Origin of the sequence: Massilia sp. KIM (assembly GCF_002007115.1) — a bacterium.
Classification (GTDB): Bacteria; Pseudomonadota; Gammaproteobacteria; order Burkholderiales; family Burkholderiaceae_D; genus Telluria.
Window position 1 is genome coordinate 2044297 of sequence record NZ_MVAD01000001.1, and the last position, 25732, is coordinate 2070028.

Sequence of the window (25732 nt, forward strand, 5' to 3'; positions counted from 1 at the left end):
GTAAGTGTTCTTGTTGGCCGGCCCGCGGGCCGGTTCAGCGTGGTGTGCGGCCAGGATCAGCCGAAACGGCCGGTGATGTAGTCCTGGGTTTCCTTGCGCGCCGGGTTCATGAAGATCTGGTCGGTCTCGCCGAATTCGACCAGCTCGCCAAGATACATGTAGGCAGTGTAATCGGAGCAACGCGCCGCCTGCTGCATGTTGTGGGTCACGATGGTGATCGTGTAGTCCTGCTTGAGCTCGCTGATCAGTTCCTCGATCTTGGCGGTCGAGATCGGGTCGAGCGCCGAGGTCGGTTCGTCGAGCAGCAGCACGTCCGGCTTCACCGCCACGCCGCGCGCGATGCACAGGCGCTGCTGCTGGCCGCCCGACAGCGACAGGCCGCTCTTGTTCAGCTTGTCCTTGGCTTCTTCCCACAGCGCCGCCTTCTTGAGCGCCCATTCGACCCGCTCGTCCATCTCGCCCTTGGACAGGTTCTCGTAGAGGCGCACGCCGAAGGCGATGTTGTCGTAGATCGACATCGGGAAGGGAGTCGGCTTCTGGAACACCATGCCGACCTTGGCGCGCAGCATGTTGACGTCGACGCCGGGCTCCAGGATGTTGCGGCCGCGGTAGAGGATCGAGCCTTCCGCGCGCTGGCCCGGGTACAGGTCGTACATCCGGTTCAGGGTGCGCAGCAGGGTCGACTTGCCGCAGCCGGAGGGGCCGATGAAGGCCGTCACCTGCTTGTCGTGGATGTCGAGGCTGACGTTCTTGAGGCTCTGCGTTTTACCGTAGTAGAAGTTCAGGCCGGAGATCTCGATCGTCTTGGCTTTGGCAGCGCTGGCGGTCGGCGCCATGGTGGGCATAGGTTGGGTCATCACTTTTAATATAGGTAAATTAACGCGGGGTCTTTTGGCTGAACACGGTCCGCGACAGGATGTTCAGCAGCAGCACGGTAAAGGTCACCAGCAGGGCGCCGCCCCAGGCCAGCGAGCGCCAGTCGTCGTAGGGGCTCATCGCGAACTGGAAGATCACCACCGGCAGGTTGGCCATCGGGGCGTTCATGTCGGTGCTGTAGAACTGGTTGTTCAGGGCGGTGAACAGCAGCGGCGCGGTCTCGCCCGAGATGCGGGCCACGGCCAGCAGCACGCCGGTCACGACGCCGGCCTTGACCGCGCGCAGGCGCACCGTCATGGCCACCTTCCAGTGCGGCGCGCCGAGGGCGTAGGCCGCTTCCAGCAGCGAGTTGGGCACCAGGCGCAGCATGTTGTCGGTGGTGCGCACCACCACCGGCACCGCGATCAGGGCCAGCGCGATGGTGCCGGCATAGCCCGAGAAGTGGCTGACGTTGGCCACGTAGATGGCGTAGACGAAGAGGCCGATCACGATCGACGGGGCGGACAGCATGATGTCGGTCACGAAGCGGGTGATGCTGGCGAACTTGTTGTTGTCGCCGTACTCCGCCAGGTAGATGCCGGCCAGGATGCCGATCGGGGTCGAGACCAGGGTCGACAGGCCCACCATCAGCAGGCTGCCGATGATGGCGTTGCGCAGGCCGCCGCCTTCGCTGCCCGGGGCCGGGGTGTCGGCCGTGAACAGCGAGCCGGACAAGGCGCCGAAGCCGTTGATCAGGAGGGTGGCCAGGATCCACAGCAGGAAGCCGAGGCCGATCGCCATCGCGATCACGGACAGGATGATGCCGACGCGGTGCGCCAGCAGGCGCTTGCGGTAGACGGGGTTCTTGACGATGGTGTGCATTATTTGGTGCCTTCCTTGCGCGACATACCGACCAGCATCAGCTTGGCGGCCGACAGGACGATGAAGGTGATCGCGAACAGGATCAGGGCCAGCGCGAACAGCGAGGACGAGTGCAGCGTCGTGGCCGCCTCGGCGAATTCGTTGGCCAGGGTCGAGGAAATCGAGTTACCGGCCGAGAACAGCGACCAGGACAGGTCGTGGGCGTTGCCGATCACGAAGGTGACCGCCATGGTCTCGCCCAGGGCGCGGCCCAGGCCCAGCATGACGCCGCCGACCACGCCGTTGCGGGTATAGGGCAGCACCACCTTGCCGACCACTTCCCATTTGGTGCAGCCGAGGCCGTAGGCCGATTCCTTGAGCACGGTGGGCACGATCTCGAAAACGTCGCGCATCACCGAGGCGATGAAGGGAATGATCATCACGGCCAGGATCAGGCCGGCGGTCAGGATGCCGATGCCCATGGTCGGGCCCTGGAACAGCTGGCCGATGACGGGCAGCTGGCCGATGGTGTTCTTCAGCAGCGGCTGCACATGGTCGGCGAACAGGGGCGCGAACACGAACAGGCCCCACATGCCGTAGATGATGGAGGGCACGCCCGCCAGCAGCTCGACCGCGGTGCCCATCGGGCGGCGCAGCCAGACCGGGCAGATCTCGGTGAGGAACAGGGCGATGCCGAAGCTGATCGGGAAGGCGATCGCGAGCGCGATCAGCGAGGTCGCCAGCGTGCCCCAGATCGCGATCGCCGCGCCGTAGATGTCGTTGACCGGGTCCCATTCGACCTTGGTGATGAAGCCCAGGCCGAATTCCTTGAAGGCCGGGGCCGCGCCGATGGCGAGCGAGACGATGATGCCGACCAGGACCAGCAGCACCGAGGCCGCGAACAGCCAGGTGATCTTATGGAAGAAGAAGTCCTGGAGGCGCTGCTTGCGCATGGTGTTGCGCAAGGCCGCGGCCTGGCGCGCCTCGGCTTCGGACACGGCTGGCGTTGGCAGCTCGTTCAGGGCGACGGGTGGATGTGCGCTCATAGTATTTTGTCAATCTTGCTGGCGAACGAAAGGGCCGGTTGTGAGGCCGGCCCGCTGCGTTGGCGGTTGGGGTGGATTACCAGATCGCCTTGCCGGACGCGTCCTTCACGTTCGCGCGCCAGGCGTCGTACACCAGCTTGGTGACGCCATCCGGCATCGGGACGTAGTCCAGTTCGGCGGCGGCGGCGTCGCCGTTCTTGTAGGCCCAGTCGAAGAACTTCAGCACTTCCTTGCCCTTCACGCCATCGGCCTGCGATTTGTGCACCAGGATGTAGGAGGCGCCGGTGATCGGCCAGCTGGCCTTGCCCGGCTGGTCGGTCAGGACCACCGCGAAGCCCGGGGCCTTGGCCCAGTCGGCGCTGGCGGCGGCCGCGGCGAAGGCGGCGTCGTCCGGCTGCAGGAACACGCCGTCCTTGTTCTGGAGCTGGGTGTGGGACATGCGGTTCTTCTTGGCATAGGCCCACTCGACGTAGCCGATGCCGCCCTTGATGCGCTGCACGTTGGCGGCCACGCCCTCGTTGCCCTTGCCGCCCACGCCCACCAGCCATTTCACGGCGGTGCCGGAGCCGACCTTGGTCTTCCATTCCGGGTTGGTCTTGGACAGGTAGTCGGTGAACAGGAAGGAGGTGCCCGAGCTGTCGGCGCGGCGCACCACGGTGATGTCGTCGTCCGGCAGCTTGACGCCCGGGTTTAGGGCGGCGATCTGGGGCGCGTTCCACTTGGTGATCTTGCCCAGGTAGATGTCGCCCAGCACGGCGCCGGTCAGCTTGATCTGGCCCGGGGCGATGCCCGGCAGGTTCACGACGGGCACCACGCCGCCCATGATGGCAGGGAACTGGAACAGGCCCGCTTCGGTCAGTTCCTGAGCCGGCAGCGGCATGTCGGAAGCGCCGAAGTCGACGGTCTTGGCCTTGATTTGCTTGATGCCGGCGCCCGAACCCACCGATTGGTAGTTCAGGCCGGTACCGGTGGCGGCCTTGTACAGCTCGGCCCACTTCGCATAGATCGGGTACGGGAAAGTCGCGCCGGCGCCGGTGATGGTGGCTGCCTGGGCGCTGGAAGCCAGCGTGACGGCGGCCGCGGCGAGGGAGACGAGCAGGTGTTTCATGCGCATATCAGATCCTTCGGAGATTAACCACGGGAACACCCCGGTGAGTTGCTGCGCAGTCTACTGACCGAATATGACAGCTTCATGACATATTTCGGCAATGTGACACGAACATGACAGGGGCGCAAGGGGCGCGCCCTCCTATGGCGGAGCAGTGTTTCCGGGAAATATGACAGCACTTTGTGACAGCCTGGACAAAGAGTTCTCCCTTGCAAAACCACTCTTATCTGCTAACCTGAAATCGGGTTCATGTCCGATGTCGTTCCAAGGAGGGGATGCCGAAAGGCGTTTTGCTGTGATGTTTGAACTGATGGTGATGGGTGTCCTCGGAGGACTCGCCGCACTGGTGGGCTTCCAGGCATATGAAGCGTACAAAAACAGGTCGGAAGGCCTGCATGACCACTATCACGAATAGTGGAACAGTCCGCCACCGCGGACTACCGACGAAAGCGGCGAGGCCCATGGCGCTCGCCGCTCGTCGTTTACGGGGTGCCCGACAGGGCGAGACTCAGCGCATGAAGCGCGCCAGCGCCGTCATCGCCGCCAGTTCCAGGTTCAGGAACTGGAAGCCGGCCTTGAATTCGTCGTTGCTGATAATGCAATACATTACCTTGACGCGCGCCTTGATGGTGACGATTTTACCGTCCACCATGAGGTCGAAGCTCACCTGCCCCGCCTGCCCCACCAGGAGCGGCCTGGGCACGCCGATGCTGACGCCGTTGGCGCCGACGTCCGTGGTGCGGCCGCTGATCGGGGCTTCGCCCTCCATGGCCAGGGTGGCGCGGGTCTTCAGGACCTTGCGCGCGGATTGTCTTTGTTCTCCGAACATGCGAATAATGCCAGAAGGTTAAAAGCTGGATGATACTGAAAATCGTGGACGGCGTGGCGGCTTCAGTCGAGCTCGCGCAGTTTGGTGAAGGCTTCGTCGATGCGTTCCACCGCGATGATGGTCATGCCTTCGATTTTCTGCTTCGGCACATTGGCCTTCGGGATCACCGCCACCGAGAAGCCCAGCTTGGCCGCTTCGCGCAGGCGCTCCTGGCCGCGCGGCGCCGGACGGATCTCGCCGGCCAGGCCGACCTCGCCGAATACCACCAGGCCGCGCGGCAGCGGCTTGTTGCGCATCGAGGAGTTAATCGCCAGCAGGACCGCCAGGTCGGCGGCCGGCTCGGTGATCTTGACCCCGCCCACCGCGTTGATGAACACGTCCTGGTCGAAGGCGGCGATGCCGGCATGGCGGTGCAGCACCGCCAGCAGCATCGCCAGGCGGTTCTGCTCCAGGCCCACCGACAGCCGGCGCGCATTCGGCAGGTGGCTGGCGTCGACCAGGGCCTGGATCTCGACCAGCAGCGGGCGCGTGCCCTCCTGGGTCACCATCACGCAGGAGCCCGGCACCTGGCTGTCGTGCTGGGACAGGAACAGGGCCGAGGGATTGGACACGCCCTTCAGGCCCTTCTCGGTCATGGCGAACACGCCCAGTTCGTTCACCGCGCCGAAGCGGTTCTTGATGGCCCGCACCAGGCGGAAGCTCGACTGGGTGTCGCCCTCGAAGTACAGCACGGTGTCGACGATGTGCTCGAGCACGCGCGGGCCGGCCAGCGCGCCCTCTTTGGTGACGTGGCCGACCAGGATGATGGTCACCCCGGTCTGCTTGGCCACCCGGGTCAGCTGGGCGGCGCACTCGCGCACCTGGGCCACCGAGCCGGGGGCCGAGCTCAGGGCGTCCGAGTACAGGGTCTGGATCGAGTCGATCACCGCCACGTCGGGCTTGAGGTCGGCCAGGGTGCCGAGAATCTTCTCGAGCTGGATCTCGGCCTGCAGCTTGAGCTCCTTGGCGTCCACCGCCAGGCGGCGCGCGCGCAGCGCGATCTGGGCGCCGGACTCCTCGCCGCTGACATACAAGGTATTGCGCGCCGCCGCCAGGTTGGACAGCGCCTGCAGCAGCAGGGTCGACTTGCCGATGCCGGGGTCGCCGCCGATCAGCACCACGCCGCCCGCCACCAGGCCGCCGCCCAGCACGCGGTCGAATTCCTCGATACCGGTGCCGAAGCGCGGCACGTCGATCGCTTCGATGTCCTTGAGCGAGAGCACCGGAGCGGTCTGCGCCAGGCTGCGGTGCTGGGTCTGGGACATGCGGTTCACGCCGGGCGTGTCCACCACGGTCTCGACCATCGTGTTCCAGGCCTTGCAGTCCTGGCACTGGCCGGTCCAGCGGCTGGAGATCGCGCCGCAGTCGCTGCAGGTGTAATTCGTCTTTGCCTTAGCCATCGCTTCCCATTCTTCCTTCGCAGACGCGCACGCGCGGCGCCAGTGCGCACATCAGCTCGTAGCCGATGGTGCCGGCCGCCTGCGCCACCTCGTCGATCGGCAGGCCGTCGCCCCACAGGGTGACCTTGCTGCCCACGCGGGCATTGGCCACCGGACTCAAGTCCACCGTCATCATGTCCATCGAGACCCGGCCCACCACCGCGGTGCGCACCCCGTCCACGATCACCGGGGTGCCGTGCGGGGCGTGGCGCGGGTAGCCGTCGGCGTAGCCGCAGGCGACCACGCCCACCGTCATGCGGCGCTCGGCCTCGAAGCGGCTGCCATAGCCCACCGTGTCGCCCGGCGCCAGCTCCTGGATGCCGATGATCTCGGAGCGCAGGGTCATGGTCGGGCGCAGGCCGTAGTCCTGGGCGCTGCGGCCGCCCGGGGTGCCGCCATAGAGCATGATGCCGGGACGGACCCAGTCGCTGTGCAGGCGCTCGCCCAGCTCGGGCTGGTGCAGCACCCCGCCCGAATTGGACAGGCTGCGCTCGCCCGGCAGCTCGCCTGCGCCCAGTTCGAAGCGGCGCAGCTGCTCGCCGATCGACAGGCGCGGATGCTCCAGCTCGTCGGCGTTGGCGAAGTGGGTCATGTGGGTGATGTTGCGGACGCCGGGGATGGCGCGCAGGCGCCGGTAGGCGGCCGCGTAGTCCTCGGGCCGGAAGCCGAGCCGGTTCATCCCGGTGTTCATCTTGAGGTGCACGTCGATCGGGCGGTACAGCTGCGTGTATTCGAGCATCTTGATCTGTTCGATGCAGTGGACCGCGCTATTGATATTATGTTCCGCCAGCAGGGGCACGTCGGAGGCGTCGAAGATCCCCTCCAGCAGCAGGATGGGCTTGATCCAGCCGGCCTCGCGCAGGCGCACCGCGTTCTCGGTCTCCACCAGGGCCAGGCCGTCGGCCTGGGCGAAGCCGCGCATACCGCGCTCCAGGCCGTGCCCGTAGGCGTTGGCCTTGACCACCGCCCACAGCTTGGACATGGGGGCGCAGCTGCGCGCGCGGCCCAGGTTATGCTGCATGGCGTCGAGATGAATGGTGGCGCTCAGGGGACGTGGCATGGCTGAAAAACGGGTTTTCCGCTGATCGTGAACGAAACCGTCTATTTTACCGGAGCGTGCACGGCCGTGCTTTTGTTCCTTTGGCGCGGCGACCTTTCATGGTATAAAGCAACTCGGACCAGTTTTTAAGCTTATCGAATGAACCGTGGTTTCTATACCATCATGGCGGCGCAGTTCTTCTCGTCGCTGGCGGACAATGCACTCTTGTTTGTTGCAATCAGTCTGCTGACGGCGATGAACGCCCCGGCTTCGCTGACGCCGCTGCTGAAGCTTTCATTCGTCCTCTTCTACGTCCTGCTGGCCGCCTTCGTCGGCGCCTTCGCCGACTCCCTGCCCAAGGGTCGCGTGATGTTCATCGCGAACCTGATCAAGATCTTCGGCTGCGCGCTGATGTTCCTCACCGTGCACCCCCTGCTTTCCTATGCCGTGGTCGGCTTCGGCGCCGCGGTCTATTCGCCCGCCAAGTACGGCATCCTGACCGAACTGCTGCCGCCCGAAAAGCTGGTCCCGGCCAACGGCTGGATCGAGGGCCTGACCGTGATGTCGATCATCCTCGGCACCGTGCTGGGCGGCGCCCTGGTCAGCGATCGCGGCGGCGCCTTCCTGCTCGGCATCGACCCCCTGCCCGGCATCGACACCGGCATCACCACCGGCGCCGAGGCGGCGATGGCGGTGGTGGTCGGGATCTACGTGCTGGCCGCCCTGTTCAATCTGCGCATCCCCGACACCGGCGCCCGCTACGAGCACCAGGAGCGCAACCCGGCCAAGCTGATCGCCGATTTCGCCAACTGCTCGGCCACCCTGTGGCGCGACAAGCTGGGCCAGATCTCGTTGGCCGTGACCACCTTGTTCTGGGGCGCCGGCGCCACCCTGCAGTTCATCGTGCTGAAATGGGCCGAGCGCTCGCTGCACATGCCGCTCGACAAGGCGACCAACCTGATCGGCGTGGTCGCGATCGGCGTGGCCCTGGGCGCGGCGATGGCGGCGCGCATAATCCCGCTGCGCAAGTCCCTGACCGTGATCCCGCTCGGCATCATCATGGGACTGGTGGTGTGCGTGATGGTCTTCGTGCACTCGGTGAACATCGCCTATCCGCTGCTGGCCCTGATCGGTTTCCTGTCCGGCTTCTTCGTGGTGCCGATGAACGCGCTGCTGCAGCACCGCGGCCACGTCCTGATGAGCGCCGGCCACTCGATCGCGGTGCAGAACTTCAACGAGAACCTGTCGATCCTGACCATGCTCGCGGCCTATGCGATCATGATCACGCTGAACCTCGACCTCGACGTGATCATCGTGATCTTCGGCATGTCGGTGGCCGGCATCATGTTCCTGATCCAGCGCCGCCACCTGGCCAACCAGCGCGAGCACGACGCCCTCGGCCTGATCGGCGAGGGCAAGCACTGATCCTCAGGCGGGCGCCTGGCCGACCGGCTTCACCATGCGCAGGGCCGCGGCGCGCTCGCGCCAGTCGTTGGGCACGATGAAACCGCGCTCCACCTCCTCGATCCAGCCGCCCTGGCGGCGCGCCACCGCCACCAGCACCGGCGTGGCGGATTCTTCGAACTGCCAGGCCAGCTCCTGCATCAGCTGACCGCGCTCCAGCATCCACACCGCCGAGGCGGCGCGAAACGGCGCCAGCCATTGCAGGCGGGGCAAAATCAGGAATTCCTCTCCCGCCACCTCGTCCAATTCGTCCAGCGGGCACCAGAAGCCGCGGCAATGCCCTGCCGCGATGCCTTGCATGCGCGGCCAGCTGCCGCGCGGGTAGAACAGCCAGCCCTTGACCAGCGCCCTGGCGCGCGCCACCGGGCGCGGCAGGATGGCCTGGGCCGCCGGGTGCTCGCCCAGCGAGAGCTGGCGCTCGAACACCTTGCGCATCTTCCGGCCCAGGCTGTCGGCCAGGTTGGGGCCGACCAGGGCGTCGAAGTCCTGCTCCCCGTCACCGTCGAGCAGATAGAACTTGGTGGCGAATTCGATGTGCTCGACCGCGTCCGGGCCGGCGTCGAGGAGGAAGTCGAATTCGCCGACGGTGTCGTTGCGGCTGGCGCGCACCTGCAGGCCGTGGGCCACCAGGCTGCCCTGGCTGGCAAAGTAGAAGGCCATCAGCTTTTCGGCGTACAGGCCGAGGCGGGTGTAGTTCCTGGCGCCGAGCGCGGCATCGAGTTCGGCGGGATCCTGGTCGAGGCGCGCCAGCCAGGCGGCGACGTCCGGGCTCACCGGACCGAGCGAGGCGATGCGCCCGGCCCAGAGCGGGTCCTGGGCGTCGAGCAGGTCGGGAGCGTCGAGCAGCCAGGCCAGGGCGCGCACCCGGGCGCGCCGCAACTGGCCCCAGCGGCGGTGAAAACCTTGCTGGTAAGTCTCTTCAGCCCTGTCCGGCATCGAGCGACCTCGCCCGGCACAGGTCGGCCCATGCGAGCGCCTTGTCCTGGCCGCGCCGCAGCAGTTCGCCCGGATGCAGGGTGGCCACCAGCGGCACCCCGGCCAGCGCGTGGACCGCGCCGCGCACCCCGGCCAGGGGCTCGGTGAGCGCGCGGCCAAGCAGGCCGTTGGCCGCCACCTGGCCCAGGGTCAGCACCGTGACGGCGCCGCTCAGGGCCAGTTCGCGCTCCAGGTAGGGGCGGCAGGCCGCCACCTCCTCGGCGGTGGGCGCGCGGTCGCCGCCGCTGGCGCTCACCGGACGGCATTTCACCAGCGGCGTCACGTAGGCATCGCGCTCGCGCGACAGGCCGACCGCATGCAGCATGTTGTCGAGCAGCTTGCCGGCCTCGCCCGACAAGGGCTGGCCGGCCGCCTCGTCCTGGGCCCCGGGGGTGCCGGCCGCGACCAGCCAGCGCGCCTGGCGCGGACCGGCGCCGAACATCGGCTTGTGCTTGTCGCTGCAGGCGCCGCAGCGGCGGCAATTGGCCACCGCCAGGCGCAGCGCGGCCCAGTCCATGCGCGCCACCTCGGGCTCGCCCTCCTCGACCGCGGCCTCGTCCCAGGCCGCTTCGCCCGCGCCGGCCGCCGGCGCAGGCGCCGGGGTGGCGGGAGCCGCCGCACCTGGCAATCCTGATGGCGCTCCCGGCGGCACTGCTTGCGGCACTGCTTGCGGAACTGCTTGCGGCGCTGCCTGCGCCCCCGGCGCGGCGGGCGCCGCCGCGGGCACGGCGGCGTCCGCCACCACGTCCACCTCGTCCGGCACGGCCTCGCCGGCGGCCGGCGCCGCGCTGCGCAGCCGCCACAGCGGGCCGATGCCCATCTCGGTCAGGAACAGGGCGTCGCGTTGGCTGATCGTCTTCATAGCTCGAGCCTCATCACGATGGCGTCTTCGCGGCCGGCGGGACCGGCCGGGTAATATCCCTTGCGGCGTCCGATCTGCTCGTAGCCGTAGCGCTGGTAGACCGCCAGCGCTCGCTCGTTGGAGGGGCGCACCTCGAGCAGCACCGAGGCCATGCCGCGCTCCTGCGCGCGCGCTGCGATGCGGTCGAGCAGCTGGCGGCCCAGGCCCTGGCGCTGACAGGCGGCGGCCACCGCGACGTCGAGCAGGTGGGCTTCGTCGAGCGCGTACATCAGCAGATAGTAGCCGACCAGGGCCCCGTCCTGCGCGCGCACAGTCCAGCAGTCATAGCCGCTGGCGACCGAATCGACGAAGTTGGCGCGGGTCCAGGGAAAGGGAAAGACCGATCGTTCGAGCGCCCATACCTCGTCCACGTCGCCCTGGGTCATGGGCGCGTAGACCAGCGCGGAATCCTTGGGCACCGCGCTCATGCGTCGGCCTTCGCGGCATTGATGGCCTGGCGCTCGGCGCTGGTATAGGCCACCTTGTTGCGCAAATAGATGGGCTGGGCCTGGGCCGCGGGCACGCCCTGCCCGTTCGCCAGCGCGGCCACGCCCAGGCACGCCAGTTCCTGGGCGTGCGGGACGATGTCGGCCAGGGCGCCCGCCGCGAAGGGCTGGCCGGCGAAGGCCTCGGGATAGGCGGAAAAACCGTTGCCGCAGGCCTGCAGCCCGGGGGCGTCGAGCGGGGCCACGGCGCCGGGGGCCGACAGGCACGGGGCCGCCAGCTCGCGCCAGGCGCCGCCCTCGTGGCGGTACTGCGCCCAGTACACCTCGCCCATGCGCGCATCCAGCACGGCCAGCACCTCGGTGGCGCCGGTGCGGGCGCGGCAGGCCTCGGCCATCGCCTCCAGGGTCACCAGCGGCAGCACCGGCAGGCCCAGCCCGTAGGCCAGGCCCTGGGCCACGCCGCAGGCGGTACGCACCCCGGTGAAGGAGCCGGGGCCGGCGCCGAAGGCGAGCGCGTCGACCTGGGCCAGCTGCAGGCCGGCTTCGGCCAGCAGTTCCTGGACCATCGGCAGCACCGCTTGCGAGTGGGTCCGCACGCCCGAGGAGGCGCGCACGTGCATCGCGTCGCCGGCCAGCAGGGCGCAGGACGCGAGTTCGGAGGAGGTTTCGATTGCGAGGATATTGGGCATGCCGTATTTTAACCGCTCGGGCGGCTTGAAACCACGGCCCTGGCCTGCTGCGCGCCCCGCGTGGTGGGCTTGCGCAGCAGGCCCGGGGCTGGCGGGCGCGCATCCGCGCAACGCGGTAGAATGCCGCTCATGCATAGCCTGACCCTCGATTCCACCACCCGCGACACCATCGCCGGCGCCCTCGACGGCGACCGCTGGACGGTCGCCTGCCTGTGCGCCGCCTGGTGCGGCACCTGCTCGAGCTACCGCGCCACCTTCGAACAGCTGGCCGCGCGCCATCCCGACAAGCATTTCGTCTGGATCGACATCGAAGACCAGGCCGATCTCATGGGCGACCTCGACGTCGACAACTTCCCCACCCTGCTGCTGCAGCGCGGCGACACCGTCGCCTTCTTCGGCGCCATGCTGCCCGACGGGGCCGTCGCCGACCGCCTGATCCAGGCCCAGGCCGCCCTCGACGAGGCCGAACTGGCGCGCCTGGCCCAGTCGAGCGACGAACGGCGCGCCTGGCAGCGCGACTGCAACCTGCGCGCGCTGCTGGCGGACGGCTAAGCGAGGCGCAGCGGCAGGCTGCGCAGGCGCTGGCCGGTCAGCTTGAACACCGCCGCCGCCACCGCCGGCGCCACCGGCGGCACGGCCGGCTCGCCCACCCCTTCCGGATGCGCGGCGCTCGGCAGGATCACCGTCTCGACTTCGGGCGCCTGGGCCATGCGCAGCACCGGATAGTCGCCAAAATTGCTCTGCTCGACCCGGCCCTGCCTGAGCGTGATCTCGCCGCCCAGCGCCGCCGACAGGCCGAACACCACCGCCGACTCCACCTGCTGGGCGACGATGTTGGGGTTGACCACGATCCCGCAGTCAATCGCGCACACCACCCGGTGCACCCGGATCTCCTTGCCCTCGACCGAGACCTCGGCCACCTGGGCCACCGTGCTGCCGAAGGAGCGGTGCAGCGCCACCCCGTGGGCGCGCCCGTCCTCCGGCTGGCCGGCCGCCTTCAGGGCGGCGTCCAGCACCGCCAGCGCGCCGGGGTGGTGGCGCAACAGTTCGCGCCGCAGGTCCACGCTGTCGCGCCGGGCCGCATGCGCCACCTCTTCCAGGAAGCCCTCCTTGAAGAAGGCGTTGTGCGAATGGCCGACCGAGCGCCAGTAGCCGATCGGCACCGGGCTGTCGACGATCACGTGTTCGATGCGCTGGTTGGCGAAGGCGTACTGGTGGTCGTACGCGCCCTCGGCCGTGGTCTTGTCCGGTCCCACGCCGGGCAGGCCGAGATTGCGCGGGAAGTACTGGTGGCCGATCGCCCCGCTGGCCGACTTGCTGGACCAGGCCAGCAGATTGCCCCGGGCGTCCAGGTGGGCGCGCAGGCGCGCCAGCGCCGCCGGGCGGTAGACGTCGTGGGTGGTGTCGTCCTCGCGGGTCCAGATCAGTTGCACCGGCTTGCCTTCGAGGCTGGCGGCCACCGCCACCGCCTGGGCCACCATGTCGACTTCGAGGCGGCGGCCGAAACCGCCGCCCAGCAGCATCACCTCGATCTCGACCTGCTCGCGGCCGACCCCGGCCACGCGCGCCGCCACGTCCACCGCGACGCTCGGCACCTGGGTCGAGGCCCACAGCTTGAGCCTGCCGCCCACGAGCTGGGCGGTGCAGTTGATCGGCTCCATCGTCGCGTGCGCCAGGAAGGGCGCGCGGTATTCGGCGCTGACCGTCATCGCGACGCCTTCCTGCTCGACCGAGCCGCTCTCGAAGTAGACGTGGCCGCTCTCGTCCTCGAGGGCGCGCGCCAGCTCGTCGAACAGGCCCTCGCTCGACAGGCGCGCGTGCTCGCCCTCGTCCCAGGTGACCGGCAGCGCGGCGGCGGCCTGGCGCGCCTGCCACCAGGTGGCGGCCACCACCGCCACGCCGGCCCCGGCGCCGGTGCGTCCGCCCGGCGCGGGCGAGATGTCGGTCACCGCCAGCACGCCCGGCATGGCGCGCACGCGCGCCGCGTCGAAGCTGGCCAGCCGGCCGCCCACCACCGGCGACATCCGCAGCGCCGCGTACACGAGGCCCGGCGGGCGGGCGTCGATGCCGAAGCGCGCGCTGCCGTCGACCTTGGCGCGGCTGTCCAGGCGCGGCGCCGGCTTGCCGATCAGGCGGAAGGCGGAAGGCTCCTTGAGGCGCACCTCGTCCACCCCGATGTCCTGGCCCAGCCGGGCGGCGTCGGCGGCGAGCGCCCCGTAGCCGGCGCGCCGGCCGTCTGCGTGGATCACGAAGCCGTCTTCGGTGCGGCAGGCGCCCGGCTCGGCCTTCCAGCGCGCGCAGGCAGCCTTGATGAGCATGGCGCGCGCCACCGCGCCGGCCTCGCGCATCGGCATCCAGGCGTCGCGCACGCTGCTCGAGCCGCCGGTGAACATGATGCCCAGCTCGCGCCCGAGCTTGGCCGCCAGCCAGTTGGCGCCCTGGCGCAGGCTGCCCGCGTCGTCCGGGTGGAAAGGCAGGGTCTCGCGCATCACGGTGAGGTTGGCGAAGATCTTGTCGATCGGCGCGGCGGCCACGCGCACGTGCGACAGCGGCAGGTCGAGCTCCTCAGCGACCAGCATCGGCAGCGCGGTGTGCACGCCCTGCCCCATCTCGCTGCGCGGCACCACCACCGAGACCGCGCCATCGGGCGCGATCGCGACCCAGCCGTTGAGCGCGACCGCGCCGTCCTTCAGCGCCAGCGGCGCAGCGGTGTGCAGGCGCTGGCGCGGCGGCTGCACGCCCCAGCCGACCAGCAGCGCGCCGCCGGCCAGCAGGCCTCCGAGCAGGAAGCGCCGGCGGCCGCGCCTGGCCGGCAGGGCGGGGTCAAGCTGGGGTGCCGGCGCCTGCACCAGCTTCAAGTGCCTCGTCATGCGGGTGTCCCCATCGTGCCAGCACCTCTTGCGCGGGTACCGGCTTGCTGTACAGGTAACCCTGCGCCCGGTTGCAACCGTGGCGCAGGAGGAAAGCGGCCTGCTGCTCGCACTCGACGCCTTCGGCGATCACGGACAGGTTCAGGCTCTTGCCGAGCTGGATGATCGCGATCGCGATCGCCTCGTCGTTGGCGTCGGTCGAGATGTCCTTGATGAAGCTGCGGTCGATCTTGAGGGTCTGGACCGGCAGCTGCTTCAGGTAGGCCAGCGAGGAGTAGCCGGTGCCGAAGTCGTCGATCGCCAGGCCCACGCCGACCGCGGCCAGTTCCTTGATGGACTGGAGCGCATCGCCGGTGTTCATGATGACCGATTCCGTGACTTCGAGCTGCAGGCGCGAGGCCGCCAGCCCGGCCTGCTCCAGCACCGCGGCCACGGTGGCGGCGATGCCGGCGCGCTCGAACTGGCGCACCGACAGGTTGACTGCGATCTTCGGCACCTGCAGGCCCTGGCGCTCCCAGGCCACCATCTGGCGGCAGGCTTCGGCCAGCACCCACTGGCCGAGCTGGCCAATGAAGCCGGTGTCCTCGGCCAGCGGGATGAAACGGTCGGGCGTGACCAGCCCGAGTTCCGGGTTCAGCCAGCGCACCAGGGCTTCGACGCCGATCAGGCGCCCGGTGTCGATCTCGACCTGCGGCTGGTAGACCAGGTAGATCTCGTTCTTCTCGATCGCGCGGCGCAGCAGCGCCTCCAGGCGCAGGCGCTCGACGCCCTCGCCGCTCATCGAAGGCGCGTACAGGGCGTAGCCGTTGCGCCCGCGCGCCTTGGCCTGGTACATGGCGACGTCGGCGTTACGGATCAGCATGTTCAGGTCCGCGGCGTCCTGGGGGAACAGGCTGATGCCCACGCTGCCGGTGACGAACAGCTCGTAGCCGGAGACCAGGAAGGACTGCTGGAACATGGCGACCAGCTTCTCGGCCACGGTGGTGGCGCCGGCCGCCCCGTCGACGTCCTCGAGCAGGACGATGAACTCGTCGCCGCCCAGGCGCGCCAGGGTGTCGCCCTCGCGCAGGCAGGCCGTGAGCTGGCTGCTGACCTGCTTGAGCAGCTCGTCGCCGACGTGGTGGCCGAGGGTGTCATTGACGTTCTTGAAGCGGTCCAGGTCGATGAACAGCACCGCCAGCTGCTCGCCGTCGCGCGCCGCGCGCGTCATCGCGTGCTGCAGGCGGTCGTGGAACAGCAGGCGGTTGGGCAGCGCCGTCAGCGGGTCGTGGTGGGCCAGGTGGTCGAGCTTGTCCTGCGATTCCTTGACCTTGGTGATGTCGCTGAACACGCACACGTAATGGGTGATCGCGTCGAGGTCGTCGCGCACGGCCGACACGGTGAGCCATTCGAGATAGACCTCGCCGTTCTTGCGCACGTCCCACAGCTCGCCGCGCCAGAATCCGGTCTCGGCCAGGTCGCGCCACAGGGCGCGGTAGACCTCCTCGCCGTTGCGGGTGCCGCGCGTCAGGCTCGAATGCTGGCCCACCGCCTCGGCTTCGCCGTAGCCGGTGATGCGGGTGAAGGCCGGATTGACGGCGACGATGCGCCCCTGCACGTCGAGCACCATGACGCCGTCGGCGATGTGCTCGAGCACGGTCGCCGACAGGCGCAGCTTTTCCTCGGCCTGCTTGCGCTCTGTGATGTCGGCGAAGACCCAGATGCTGCCCTCGTGCGGCCGGGCCGGATCGAGGGCGCAGCCGCTCATCAGGCACCAGAACAGGCTGCCGTCGCGGCGCCGGAACTGACGCTCCTCGCCGTTGTAGCCGCCCTGCTCCAGGCGCGGATACTGTTCGGTCGAGGCGCGCGCGTAGTCGAGCGGACTCGGGTACAGCTGCTCGGTCGAGCTGCCCACCAGCTCCCCTTCGCCGTAGCCGAACAGCTCCTCGCCGCGGCGGTTGGCCGACACCACGCGCCGCTGGCGCACGAACAGCACGCCGAACATGACGTTGTCCAGGATCGCGCCCTGCTCGGTGAGCAGGGCCTCGATGCGCATCTCGTTGTGCTTGCGCTCGCTGATGTCGTAGATGATGCCGTCCACCCGGAAGGCCTCGCTGCCGGGCGCGCCCAGCGGCTGGCCGCTTTCCAGCACCCAGCGCTCGATGCCGCCGGCGTCGACGATGCGGTATTCGATCTCGTAGGCGCGTCCGGCCATCACCGCTTCCTTGGCCACGTGGCGATGCATGCGCCGGTCCTCGGGATGGATGATGTCGGCCCAGTGGTCGGTGGTGGCGCGCATGAAGCGCTCGGCCGGGTAGCCCGAGATTTCCTCGATGGCGTCGCTGACGAAGTCGATCGCCCCGCCCGGACGGGCGCGGAACACCGCGCCGGGAATCTGGGTGACGATGGTGCGGAACTGTTCCTCGCGCCGGCCGATGTCGGTGAACAGGTCGCGGATCGCCATGCGCATGCGTTCCATCTGCTGGCCCAGGCGTCCCAGCTCGTCGTCGCCGGCCAGCGCCAGCGGGGTCTCGAAGTCGCCGCGGCCGAGGCGGTCGGAAAAGCCGGTCAGGGTGCGCAGCGGCTGCAGCAGGCGGCGCTTGAGCAGCAGCGCGATCAGCAGCAGCGACACCCCGAGCTGCAAGGCCAGCACCAGCGCATAGTTGCGCTGCTTGGCGCGCAGCTCCTGCTGGCTGCGCCAGTCGTCCATCTCGAGCAGGACGCGGCCGATGTGCTGGCCGCGCACCACGATGTCGCGCTCGGCGCGATAGAGCCGGCCCTGGGGCGGCTGCGCGGCATGGGTGTCGATGAAGCCGCCTTCGGCGCCGCGCACCTCGACGCGCACCACGGCCGGGTCGCGCATCACCGAGTCCACCAGCGAGCGCGCGGCCTCGACGTTCATGTCCCACAGCGACTCCTGCATGCCCAGGGCCAGGATCTCGGCCTTGCGCTGCAGCGACTCCTCGAGCAGCGCGGCGGCGGCCTCGCGCTCCTGCACTCCGACCAGCAGGTAACTGCCGACCACGGCCGGCACCGCCAGGCCGCCGAACACGACCAGCAGCAGCGCGCCGTAGATGGAGCGGCCGTAGAGCCGCTTCAGGCGGTTGGGCAAGGCACGGAGATCGATGCGGGGCATGGGCATGACGGCGGCACGGGTTTGCCCGGACGTGGTGGGCCGGACATTCGGTAAATTGCAATGCGAATTGTCAGATTATGCACATAAGCTTTCCGTGCGTCACTAACTATGCCATATAGCTAGCGGTTCACAGGCCTGGCGCGGTGCAGTGTGTCTGCACGGCGCGACAAGACTTGTTATGATTGAATTCTTTCGAAGGAGAAACCCATGAGCATGACCATGTATGCGGCCACCGTGCCGGTCTTCCGCCAGATCCTGAACAGCCTGGCCGCGGTGCTGGAGAAGGCCGAAGCCCACGCCCAGGAACACCGCATCGAGCCGGACGCCCTGCTCCAGGCGCGCCTGTTCCCGGACATGTTCCCGCTGGTGCGCCAGGTGCAGATCGCCGCCGACTTCGCCAAGGGCACGACCGCGCGCCTGGCCGGCGTGCCGGTGCCGAGCTACGAGGATAACGAAGGCACTTTCTCCGAGCTGCAGCAACGCATCACCAAGACTCTCGGTTTCATCGACAGCGTGGCGGAGGCGGAGGTGAACGCGGGGGATACGCGCGCGATCACCCACGGTACGGGCGAGCGGGCGCGGCATTTCCCGAATGGGCAGTCGTACGTGACGCGCTTCGCGCTGCCGAATTTCTTCTTCCACGTGACCACCTCGTATGCGATTCTGCGGCATAACGGGGTGCCGATCGGGAAGAAGGACTATATCGGGCAGTACGAGTAACGGAAACGGACGCAGTCCATTTACTAAGTTAACCTGAGCACGCTAACAAGTTAGCTTCAGCACGCTAGTCAGTTAGCCGTAGAACGTCATTCCGGCGAAGGCCGGAATCCAAGTTTGCTCGCACGACTGCGCGAATAAACTTGGATCCCGGCCTTCGCCGGGATGACGTTCTGAGGATGGCTGGTGAATGACGCCGCGCGGCTGCGCGGACTTTCGAGGTGACGTTCCGGGCCGGCTGGCGAATGTGGCCGCGCTGCTGCACGGACTTCCGGGATGACGTTCCGGAGCCGGCTGGAGAATATGGTCGCGCGGCTGCGCGGACTTCAGGGATGACGTTCCGAAGCCGGCTGGTGAATGACGCCGCGCGGCTGCGCGCACTTTCTACCGGCGCGCCGGCAGGGTGAGCGATCGGCCGACCCGTCCAAGCCCAGCCGTCAGGTATTCCTGCGCGGATACCCCTGCGCCAGAATCCGCTGCCACACCACTTCCTTCTGTTCCTTGCTCATCGAGACCCAGTTCGCCACCTCGGCGACGGTCCGCCCGCAGCCGCGGCATACCTCGTCGAAGGTGGTCGAGCACACCGCCACGCAAGGCGTGTCGGGCCGTTCCGGCGGTGCGCCGGCCTCAGCGCGCGGGGCCGACATCGAGCTTGTCCCAGCCTTCATGGCCGAGCTTTTCCATGGTGTCGATATTCTTCTCGAAAATATCGGCCGCATCCGGGAAGGCTTCCACCGCCCGGGCGATGCTGTCCTCGCGCAGCAGGTGCAGGATGGGGTAAGGCGCGCGGTTGGTGTAGTTCGAAATGTCGTTCACGTCGGTGTCGGCGAACTGGTAGTGCGGGTGGAAACTGGCCACCTGCAGCTCGCCCTCGAGCTGCATGTCCTCGACGGCCGCATCGGCCACGTCCAGGAATTCGTTGTAATCCTCGAAATCGTTCAGCACGAAGGGATGGATCAGCAGGGTCGTATCGACCTGCTCGGGATCGGTATCCGACAGGCGCTGCAGCTCGTCCATCAGGGTTTCGAGCAGGGCCTCGGGCGTGGTGGCGTTCGAGACGACGTAACGCACCTGCTCCTTGACGTAGACCGATTTGGCGAAGGGGCAGAGATTCAGGCCGATGACGGCCCGCTCCAGCCAGCGGCGGGTCGCGGCGATGATGGCCTCATCGTCCGCATTCAGGTTGGCAGTGCTCATGTGGAACTTTCTAAAAACGGTGCGTACGGCAGACCCCGGATTGTACGCACTCTTTGCGCCCCCTCATAGATTGACAGGCTGGCAAGGATAAGGTTCATCAGTAGATGAGCCTGTGCTGCGAGGCCGCCCCCCTTCGCCATACCCCCACCGGTATGCGCGAAAAGGAGGCCCGCACGGGGCCAAAAAACGGGAAAATTCCAGATACTCCCGGCATCATCTGTTTATATGATGTCAAATTGCGAAAATGACCAAGGCAGGGATTTTTGTAACGGCGGCGGATTATTTCTTGACTGACTCGCGAATTCATCCGTACACTGCCCTCTTGATTCTCGTCCGTTCGTTCCTGGACGCAACACTGGACACGCTATGCACGACACGACACGCCACACCGCAGCCCTGGCAGCGCTGGCCCTCCTGGCCGCCGCTCCCCTGAGTCAAGCGATGGATACGCCGTCCGCACCCGCCCTGCAGGCGGGAGCCGCCGCAAACGCCCGTCCCGTTCTGCCGCAGGCCCTGGCGCCGCTCAAGACGGACATCAAGGCCGACGAATACCGTGAAACCGACCTCTGGGCCCGTATCCGCAGCGGCTACGCGATTCCCGACGTCGACAACAACCTGGTCAACCGCCACGCCCAGTGGTACAGCGCCCGCCCGGACTACCTGGCGCGCATCTCGGGCCGCGCCTCGCTCTACCTCTACCACGTGGTGCAGGAGCTGGAAAAGCGCGGCATGCCGACCGAACTGGCCCTGCTGCCGGTGATCGAATCGGCCTTCAATCCGCAGGCCTTGTCGAGCGCCAACGCGGCCGGCATCTGGCAGTTCGTGCCGGGCACCGGCAAGGATTTCGACCTCAAGCAGAACATGTTCAAGGACGAGCGCCGCGGCGTGCTGGCCTCGACCGACGCCGCCCTCACCTACCTGCAGCGCCTGTACACCATGTTCGGCGACTGGCACCTGGCCCTGGCTGCGTATAACTGGGGCGAGGGCAATGTTCAGCGCGCCATCAAGAAGAACCAGGCGGCCGGCAAGCCGACCGACTTCGAGAGCCTGGCCGAGCTGATGCCCGCCGAGACCCGCAACTACGTGCCCAAGCTGCAGGCGGTCAAGAACATCGTGGCGGCCCCCAACCAGTTCGGCGTCGCGCTGCCGGCGATCGACAACCAGCCCTACTTCACCGCGGTCGACAAGACCAGCGACATCGACCTCGCGGTCGCGGCCCAGCTGGCCGAGATGTCGATCGACGAATTCAAGGCCCTGAACCCACAGTTCAAGAAGCCGGTCATCACCGGCGGCGAAAAGACCAAGATCCTGCTGCCCAAGGAAAACGCCGAGAAATTCCAGGTCAACCTGGCCCAGTTCGGCAAGGCGCTCTCGTCCTGGACCACCCACACCATCACCAGCGCCAAGGTCAGCATCGCCTCGCTGGCCTCGAAGTTCGGCACCACGCCGGAAGTCATCCGCCAGGCCAACAACATCCCGGACCGCACCGTGCTCAAGGCCGGTTCGACCATCCTGGTGCCCAAGACCTCGGCCAATGCGCACAGCGACATCGCCGAGAACATCATCGACAATGCGGTGGTGGCCTTCGAGGCGGAGCGCACGGCGCGCAAGGGCAAGCTGTCCGGCAACCAGCGCTTCAAGACCAAGGCCGGCGTGACCAGCACCAAGAAGTCGCGCAACACCAGTTCCCAGCGCAAGCGCCGCTGAGCTTGACACTAGAGCAAGAACGCACACGGCCGCGGCCGGGTGCGTGCACGCTTTACGAAAAACCTGTATAGTACGGTTTGTGCGCTGCAAGAATCCGTCAACGAAGCACGGCGTCAGCGCACCGGTTATCACTAACCCATAGCAGCATCGCAAACCCAGGCGGCTCTTTCGAGCGCCTCCCATAAAGCCCTCCGCCCTGCGTGTCGTTGTCAGACACAGTCCCGGCGCAAAGCTTTTGTGCCGAAATTTCTTTCATTTCTGAGTCATTTCGTTTGTCGGTTCGCGTTGCTTTTTTGCGTTCGCTTTCCAAGCGCGAGCGCGCATGATTTATTCCGAAAGAGTTAGAACACAATGAGTTTTGAAGCACTAGGCTTACACGCAGCTATCGTCAAGGCAGTGGCCGACACGGGTTACACCAACCCGACCCCGGTCCAGGAGCAGGCCATCCCTGCCGCCATCGCCGGCCGCGACCTGCTGGTCTCCTCGCAAACCGGTTCGGGCAAGACCGCGGCGTTCATGCTGCCGGCCCTGCACCAGCTGGCGAGCAGCGAAGCCGCGCCCGCAGCCAAGACCCCTGCGCAAGAAGCGCAGTCGGCCCGCGCACGCGGCGAACGCGTCCGTTTCAAGCCGGCCCAGCCGAAAATGCTGGTCCTGACCCCGACCCGCGAGCTGGCCCTGCAGGTGACCACCGCGACCGAGCAGTACACCGCGCACATGCGCCGCATCCGCACCGTCTCGATCCTTGGCGGCATGCCCTATCCGAAACAGATGCAGCTGCTGGCCAAGAACCCTGAAGTCCTGGTCGCGACCCCGGGCCGCCTGATCGACCACATGGAGTCGGGCAAGATCGACTTCTCCCAGCTCGAGATCCTGGTGCTGGACGAGGCCGACCGCATGCTGGACATGGGCTTCATCGAAGACATCGAGAAGATCGTCGCCGCGACCCCGGACAGCCGCCAGACCATGCTGTTCTCGGCCACCCTGGACGGCGTGGTGGGCAACATGGCGCGCCGCATCACCAAGGACCCGATGGTGATCCAGATCGCCAGCGCGACCCAGCGCCACGAGAACATCGTGCAGAAGGTGCACTTCGTCGACGACCTGTCGCACAAGAACCGCCTGCTCGACCATCTGCTGCGCGACGACACGCTGGACCAGGCCGTGGTGTTCACCGCCACCAAGCGTGACGCCGACATGATCGCCGACCGCCTGAACATCGCCGGCTTCGCCGCCGCCGCCCTGCATGGCGACATGCACCAGGGCGCGCGCAACCGCACCCTGGACAGCCTGCGCAAGGGCCGGGTCAAGGTGCTGGTGGCGACCGACGTCGCCGCGCGCGGCATCGACGTGCCGAACATCACCCACGTGGTGAACTACGACCTGCCGAAGTTCCCCGAGGACTACGTGCACCGCATCGGCCGTACCGGCCGCGCCGGCCGCAACGGCATCGCGATCTCGCTGGTGAACCACGCCGAAGGCATGAACGTGCGCCGCATCGAGCGCTTCACCCGCCAGCCGATCCCGGTCGACGTGGTGGAAGGCTTCGAGCCGAAGCGCGCTCCCGCGCCTGCGCGAGCAGGCTGGAAGCCGGGCGACGGCCGTCACGGCAAGCCGGGCCAGCGCAGCTTCGGCAAGCCCTCGGGTCCGCGTACCGGCGGCTACGAGCGTCCGCAGTACGCCGACCGCGCCCCGCGTGAAGGCCAGGGCGAGCGTCCGCAGTACGAAAGCCGCTTCGCCGACCGTGGTCCGCGCGAAGCCGGCCAGGCCGAGCGTCCGCAGCACCCGAACCGCTTTGCCGATCGTGGCCCGCGCGAAGGCGCGCCGCGCCACGGCGAGCAGCGCGACGCCCAGCGCCGCCCGGCCTTCGCCGACCGCGCCCCGCGTGACGGCCAGCGCCGCGAAGGCGGCTACAAGGGCGCGCACCCGCGCTCGATGGAAGGCGCGCGCCGCACCTTCGGCGACTGATCGCCCTCGCATCAACCAGAACGGCTGCCCTCGGGCAGCCGTTTTTCATTGGCGCCTCAGCCCGGCGCGCTCCAGCGCACCCGGCCGCGCAGCGGCGCCATGGCGCCTTCGCAGCGCTGCTCGAAGCGCAGGTCGACGTCGGCCAGCACACCCTGCACGAAACTGATTTTGTCGATCACGAACCAGCCGATGAGTGTGTTGCAGCCGCGGCCATCCCCGCTGAAGCTCAGGCCGCCCTTCACCGGATTGTGGAAGGGATAGCGGCGCAGGTCGCCGTAATAGCCCGGCTGCAGCTGGGTCAGCGAGTTCATGCCGGCGAAGTCGCCGCTGTACCAGCTCGCGCCGCCGATGTTCAGGACCAGGCGCGCGCCGACCGCGCTCAGCGCGAGCGTCGCGTTGGCGTCGGTGAAGGTGCGCGTCGCGCCGCCGCCGATGTAGTCGCCGGGTGAGCTCTCCAGGTAGACGTAGTTGCCGCTGGTCGGGGTGGCGCCCGCCGCGGGCCGCCACAGGCCCGCCGGCGGCGGCGCCACCGGTCCGGGCGGCGCCGTGGTGTCGCCGGCGCGCCAGCGGATCTTGCCGTGCAGCGCAGAAGCGCCGCCCTCGCAACGCTGTTCGAAGCGCAGGTCGAGCGCGGTCATCGTGCCGCCCGAATAGGCCACATGGTCGACCACCATCCAGCCCAGCAACTGGTTGCAGCCACGCCCCTCCCCGCTCCAGGACAGCCCGCCGCGCGCAGGGTTATGGAAGGGGTAGCGCTGCAGCGCGCCGTAAAAGCCGGTCTTGAGCTGCGCCAGGCTCGACATGCCGACGAATTCGCCCCGCCAGTCCTCGTCGCCCTCGACCCGCACGTTGACCTGGGCGCCGCTGCCCGCGATGCTCATGCTGGCGTTGGCCTGGGTGTAGGTGTAGACCCCGCCGCCACCGATGTAATCGCCCTGGGTGCTCTCCAGGTAGATGTAGTTGCCGGACGAGGGTGTGGCGCCGCTGGCCGGCTGCCACAACCCGGCCGGCGGCGTGCCCGGCCCCGGCGGCGCCGTCGAGTCGGCGGCGCTCCATCGCACCCGGCCACGCAGGGCGGGCACGCCGCCCTCGCAGTGCTGTTCGAAGCGCAGGTCGACGGCGGTGATGGCCGTGCCCTGGTAGCTGATGCTGTCGATCGCGAACCAGCCGGTGAGCTGGTTGCAGCCGCGCCCTTCGCCGCTCCACGACAGGCCGCCGCGCGCCGGGTCGTGGAAGGGATAGCGGGTCAGCCCGGCATAGTAGCCCGGCTGCAGCCGGGTGAGCGTGTTCATGCCGACGAACTGGCCGTCCCAGTTGTCGTCGCCGGTCACGCGCAACTGCAGCCCGGCCCCGAGCGGGCTCACGCTCAGCAGGCTGTCGGCGCCCGTGTACAGGCGCTGGCCGCCGCCGCCGATGTAGTCGCCGCCATCGCTCTCGAGGTAGACGAAGTTGCCGTTCGCCGGCAGCGCGGCGTCGTCCGGCTTCCAGGTGGCGACGATCGCCACTTTGGACACGGCGCTGGTGGCGACGCCGTCGCTGACGGTCAGCGAGGCTTCGTAATTGCCCGGCTTGTCGGCGCGGAAGGCCGGCCGAGCGCTGCCGGCCTGGACCAGGGTCGCGTTGCTGCCCTCCGGCCGGGCGCTCAGGGTCCAGGCATAGCTGATCTGGCGGTTGCTGCTGACGGTGCTCTGCCGGCCGTCCAGGGTCACCACGTCGCCGGTCGACACCGTGAGCGCGCGTCCGGCGTGGGCGGCCGGCACATAGCTGACGCCGGGCTCCACGAACAGGACGCCGCCGCGGATGGCCGCCGCCACCACCGCCTGGTTTTCGAGGCTCTCGCTGAAGCCGGCCAGCACCGAGGCGCGGGTCGCCGCCGCGCGGTCGAGCGCATCGGTCCAGAAGGCGATGCCGGCAGGCTCGCCGGCGCGCCCGAGCACGTTCAGGTAATAGCGCTCGACGACCGCGCGGTTGGTGGGCGCGCCGCCATAGACCGACCTATATTCGTCGGACTGGGTGAAGGCTTGGGCGACCGCATCGATGCTGGCGCCGCGCGCCAGCGCGTCGATCCAGTAGCCGACGCCGGCCGGGTCGGGCGTGCGCGCGAAGGCCGCCTGGTAGAGGCGGTAAACCTGCCCGGCGACGCCGTCGGTGTCGGGGGACAGGGTGGCGTCGGCGAAGCGCAGGTGCGCGCTGCGCGGCACGGCCACGCCGGGGCCGCCCTTGACCAGGTCTTCGACCAGGTAGCCGCTGCCGCTGGGCGAGATCCGATAATTGGCGCGCAGCCCGGTGAAGGTATGCAGGCTGCTGGTCACCGCGGCCAGGCTGCGGGGCTGGGAGGCCGGCGTCTCGGCTTCCCCGCCGCCGCAGGCGGCGAGCAGGACGGCGGACAGCAAGGCCAGGAAAAGGTGGCGAATTGGCATGGGACGTCGAGGTGGAAACGGTCGCGGGATGATGACACACTCATCCATGT

Annotated in this window: 21 protein-coding genes; 5 read left to right on the plus strand and 16 right to left on the minus strand. The window is 68.2% G+C overall.

Going from position 1 to position 25732, the window contains the following annotated elements; translation table 11 throughout:
• Positions 1–56: 56 nt before the first annotated feature.
• The 7 genes from pstB to alr all read right to left on the minus strand — a co-directional run bounded on the left by pstB (position 57) and on the right by alr (position 7237).
• Positions 57–857 carry a phosphate ABC transporter ATP-binding protein PstB gene (gene pstB / locus B0920_RS08800; protein ID WP_078032135.1) on the minus strand — a complete coding sequence of 267 codons (801 nt, stop codon included), beginning with the start codon at positions 855–857 and terminating at the stop codon, positions 57–59.
• Between the two features lie 19 nt (positions 858–876).
• On the minus strand, positions 877–1737 hold the full coding sequence (gene pstA, locus B0920_RS08805; protein ID WP_078032136.1) for a phosphate ABC transporter permease PstA: 861 nt from the start codon (positions 1735–1737) through the stop codon (positions 877–879).
• Complete coding sequence (gene pstC / locus B0920_RS08810) at positions 1737–2762, minus strand: phosphate ABC transporter permease subunit PstC (protein WP_078032137.1); 1026 nt, start codon at positions 2760–2762, stop codon at positions 1737–1739. Before pstC ends, pstA begins: the two co-directional genes overlap by 1 nt.
• A gap of 76 nt (positions 2763–2838) precedes the next feature.
• Positions 2839–3876 carry a phosphate ABC transporter substrate-binding protein PstS gene (gene pstS / locus B0920_RS08815; RefSeq protein WP_078032138.1) on the minus strand — a complete coding sequence of 346 codons (1038 nt, stop codon included), beginning with the start codon at positions 3874–3876 and terminating at the stop codon, positions 2839–2841.
• Positions 3877–4378: 502 nt separating this feature from the next.
• A complete protein-coding gene (locus B0920_RS08820) occupies positions 4379–4699 on the minus strand; it encodes a PilZ domain-containing protein (RefSeq protein ID WP_078032139.1) in 321 nt (106 codons plus the stop codon).
• A 62-nt stretch (positions 4700–4761) separates the two neighbouring features.
• Positions 4762–6138 (minus strand): DNA repair protein RadA, encoded by a 1377-nt coding sequence (gene radA, locus B0920_RS08825; protein ID WP_078032140.1) that lies wholly within the window; start codon positions 6136–6138, stop codon positions 4762–4764.
• On the minus strand, positions 6131–7237 hold the full coding sequence (gene alr, locus B0920_RS08830; protein WP_078032141.1) for an alanine racemase: 1107 nt from the start codon (positions 7235–7237) through the stop codon (positions 6131–6133). The genes radA and alr overlap by 8 nt, the downstream gene beginning before the upstream one ends.
• A 138-nt stretch (positions 7238–7375) precedes the next feature.
• Between alr and lplT the strand changes: the two genes are divergently transcribed.
• The gene (lplT, locus tag B0920_RS08835) at positions 7376–8641 is read left to right on the plus strand and encodes a lysophospholipid transporter LplT (protein ID WP_078032142.1); all 1266 of its coding nucleotides are present in this window, start codon (positions 7376–7378) and stop codon (positions 8639–8641) included.
• A gap of 3 nt (positions 8642–8644) precedes the next feature.
• Here the strand turns inward: lplT and B0920_RS08840 are convergent, their stop codons facing one another.
• The 4 genes from B0920_RS08840 to tsaB are packed head-to-tail and all read right to left on the minus strand — an operon-like array spanning position 8645 to position 11691.
• Positions 8645–9616 carry a DUF1853 family protein gene (locus B0920_RS08840; protein ID WP_078032143.1) on the minus strand — a complete coding sequence of 324 codons (972 nt, stop codon included), beginning with the start codon at positions 9614–9616 and terminating at the stop codon, positions 8645–8647.
• Positions 9600–10517 (minus strand): uracil-DNA glycosylase family protein, encoded by a 918-nt coding sequence (locus tag B0920_RS08845; protein ID WP_078032144.1) that lies wholly within the window; start codon positions 10515–10517, stop codon positions 9600–9602. The genes B0920_RS08840 and B0920_RS08845 overlap by 17 nt, the downstream gene beginning before the upstream one ends.
• Positions 10514–10984: a ribosomal protein S18-alanine N-acetyltransferase gene (rimI, locus tag B0920_RS08850; RefSeq protein ID WP_078032145.1), complete on the minus strand. Its 471-nt coding sequence runs from the start codon at positions 10982–10984 to the stop codon at positions 10514–10516. Before rimI ends, B0920_RS08845 begins: the two co-directional genes overlap by 4 nt.
• Entirely contained in the window at positions 10981–11691 is a 711-nt protein-coding gene (gene tsaB, locus B0920_RS08855; RefSeq protein ID WP_078032146.1) for a tRNA (adenosine(37)-N6)-threonylcarbamoyltransferase complex dimerization subunit type 1 TsaB, read from the minus strand. The genes rimI and tsaB overlap by 4 nt, the downstream gene beginning before the upstream one ends.
• Before the next feature lie 129 nt (positions 11692–11820).
• Between tsaB and B0920_RS08860 the strand changes: the two genes are divergently transcribed.
• The gene (locus B0920_RS08860) at positions 11821–12243 is read left to right on the plus strand and encodes a thioredoxin family protein (protein ID WP_078033352.1); all 423 of its coding nucleotides are present in this window, start codon (positions 11821–11823) and stop codon (positions 12241–12243) included.
• On the opposite strand, the gene B0920_RS08865 is transcribed toward B0920_RS08860, so the two are convergent.
• Together B0920_RS08865 and B0920_RS08870 are read right to left on the minus strand one after the other, a co-directional pair.
• Positions 12240–14561 (minus strand): molybdopterin cofactor-binding domain-containing protein, encoded by a 2322-nt coding sequence (locus B0920_RS08865; protein WP_078032147.1) that lies wholly within the window; start codon positions 14559–14561, stop codon positions 12240–12242. The genes B0920_RS08860 and B0920_RS08865 overlap by 4 nt on opposite strands.
• Positions 14515–17676, minus strand: a complete 3162-nt coding sequence (locus B0920_RS08870) for an EAL domain-containing protein (RefSeq protein WP_373887877.1) — start codon at positions 17674–17676, stop codon at positions 14515–14517. Before B0920_RS08870 ends, B0920_RS08865 begins: the two co-directional genes overlap by 47 nt.
• 207 nt (positions 17677–17883) lie before the next feature.
• Between B0920_RS08870 and B0920_RS08875 the strand changes: the two genes are divergently transcribed.
• Positions 17884–18396, plus strand: coding sequence for a DUF1993 family protein (locus tag B0920_RS08875; protein WP_078032149.1), 513 nt, complete (start codon positions 17884–17886; stop codon positions 18394–18396).
• Between the two features lie 434 nt (positions 18397–18830).
• Here B0920_RS08875 and B0920_RS08880 read toward each other — a convergent pair whose 3' ends face one another.
• Both B0920_RS08880 and B0920_RS08885 read right to left on the minus strand, forming a co-directional pair.
• Positions 18831–19040, minus strand: coding sequence for a DUF1289 domain-containing protein (locus B0920_RS08880; protein WP_078032150.1), 210 nt, complete (start codon positions 19038–19040; stop codon positions 18831–18833).
• A complete protein-coding gene (locus B0920_RS08885; protein WP_078032151.1) occupies positions 19021–19590 on the minus strand; it encodes a DUF1415 domain-containing protein in 570 nt (189 codons plus the stop codon). The genes B0920_RS08880 and B0920_RS08885 overlap by 20 nt, the downstream gene beginning before the upstream one ends.
• A gap of 366 nt (positions 19591–19956) precedes the next feature.
• Here B0920_RS08885 and B0920_RS08890 point away from each other — a divergent pair, with 366 nt between their 5' ends.
• Positions 19957–21297 (plus strand): transglycosylase SLT domain-containing protein, encoded by a 1341-nt coding sequence (locus tag B0920_RS08890; protein WP_078032152.1) that lies wholly within the window; start codon positions 19957–19959, stop codon positions 21295–21297.
• A 351-nt stretch (positions 21298–21648) separates the two neighbouring features.
• Positions 21649–23262, plus strand: coding sequence for a DEAD/DEAH box helicase (locus B0920_RS08895; protein ID WP_078032153.1), 1614 nt, complete (start codon positions 21649–21651; stop codon positions 23260–23262).
• A gap of 56 nt (positions 23263–23318) precedes the next feature.
• Here B0920_RS08895 and B0920_RS08900 read toward each other — a convergent pair whose 3' ends face one another.
• Positions 23319–25682, minus strand: a complete 2364-nt coding sequence (locus B0920_RS08900) for a DUF4214 domain-containing protein (RefSeq protein ID WP_179119124.1) — start codon at positions 25680–25682, stop codon at positions 23319–23321.
• Between the last annotated feature and the right edge of the window lie 50 nt (positions 25683–25732).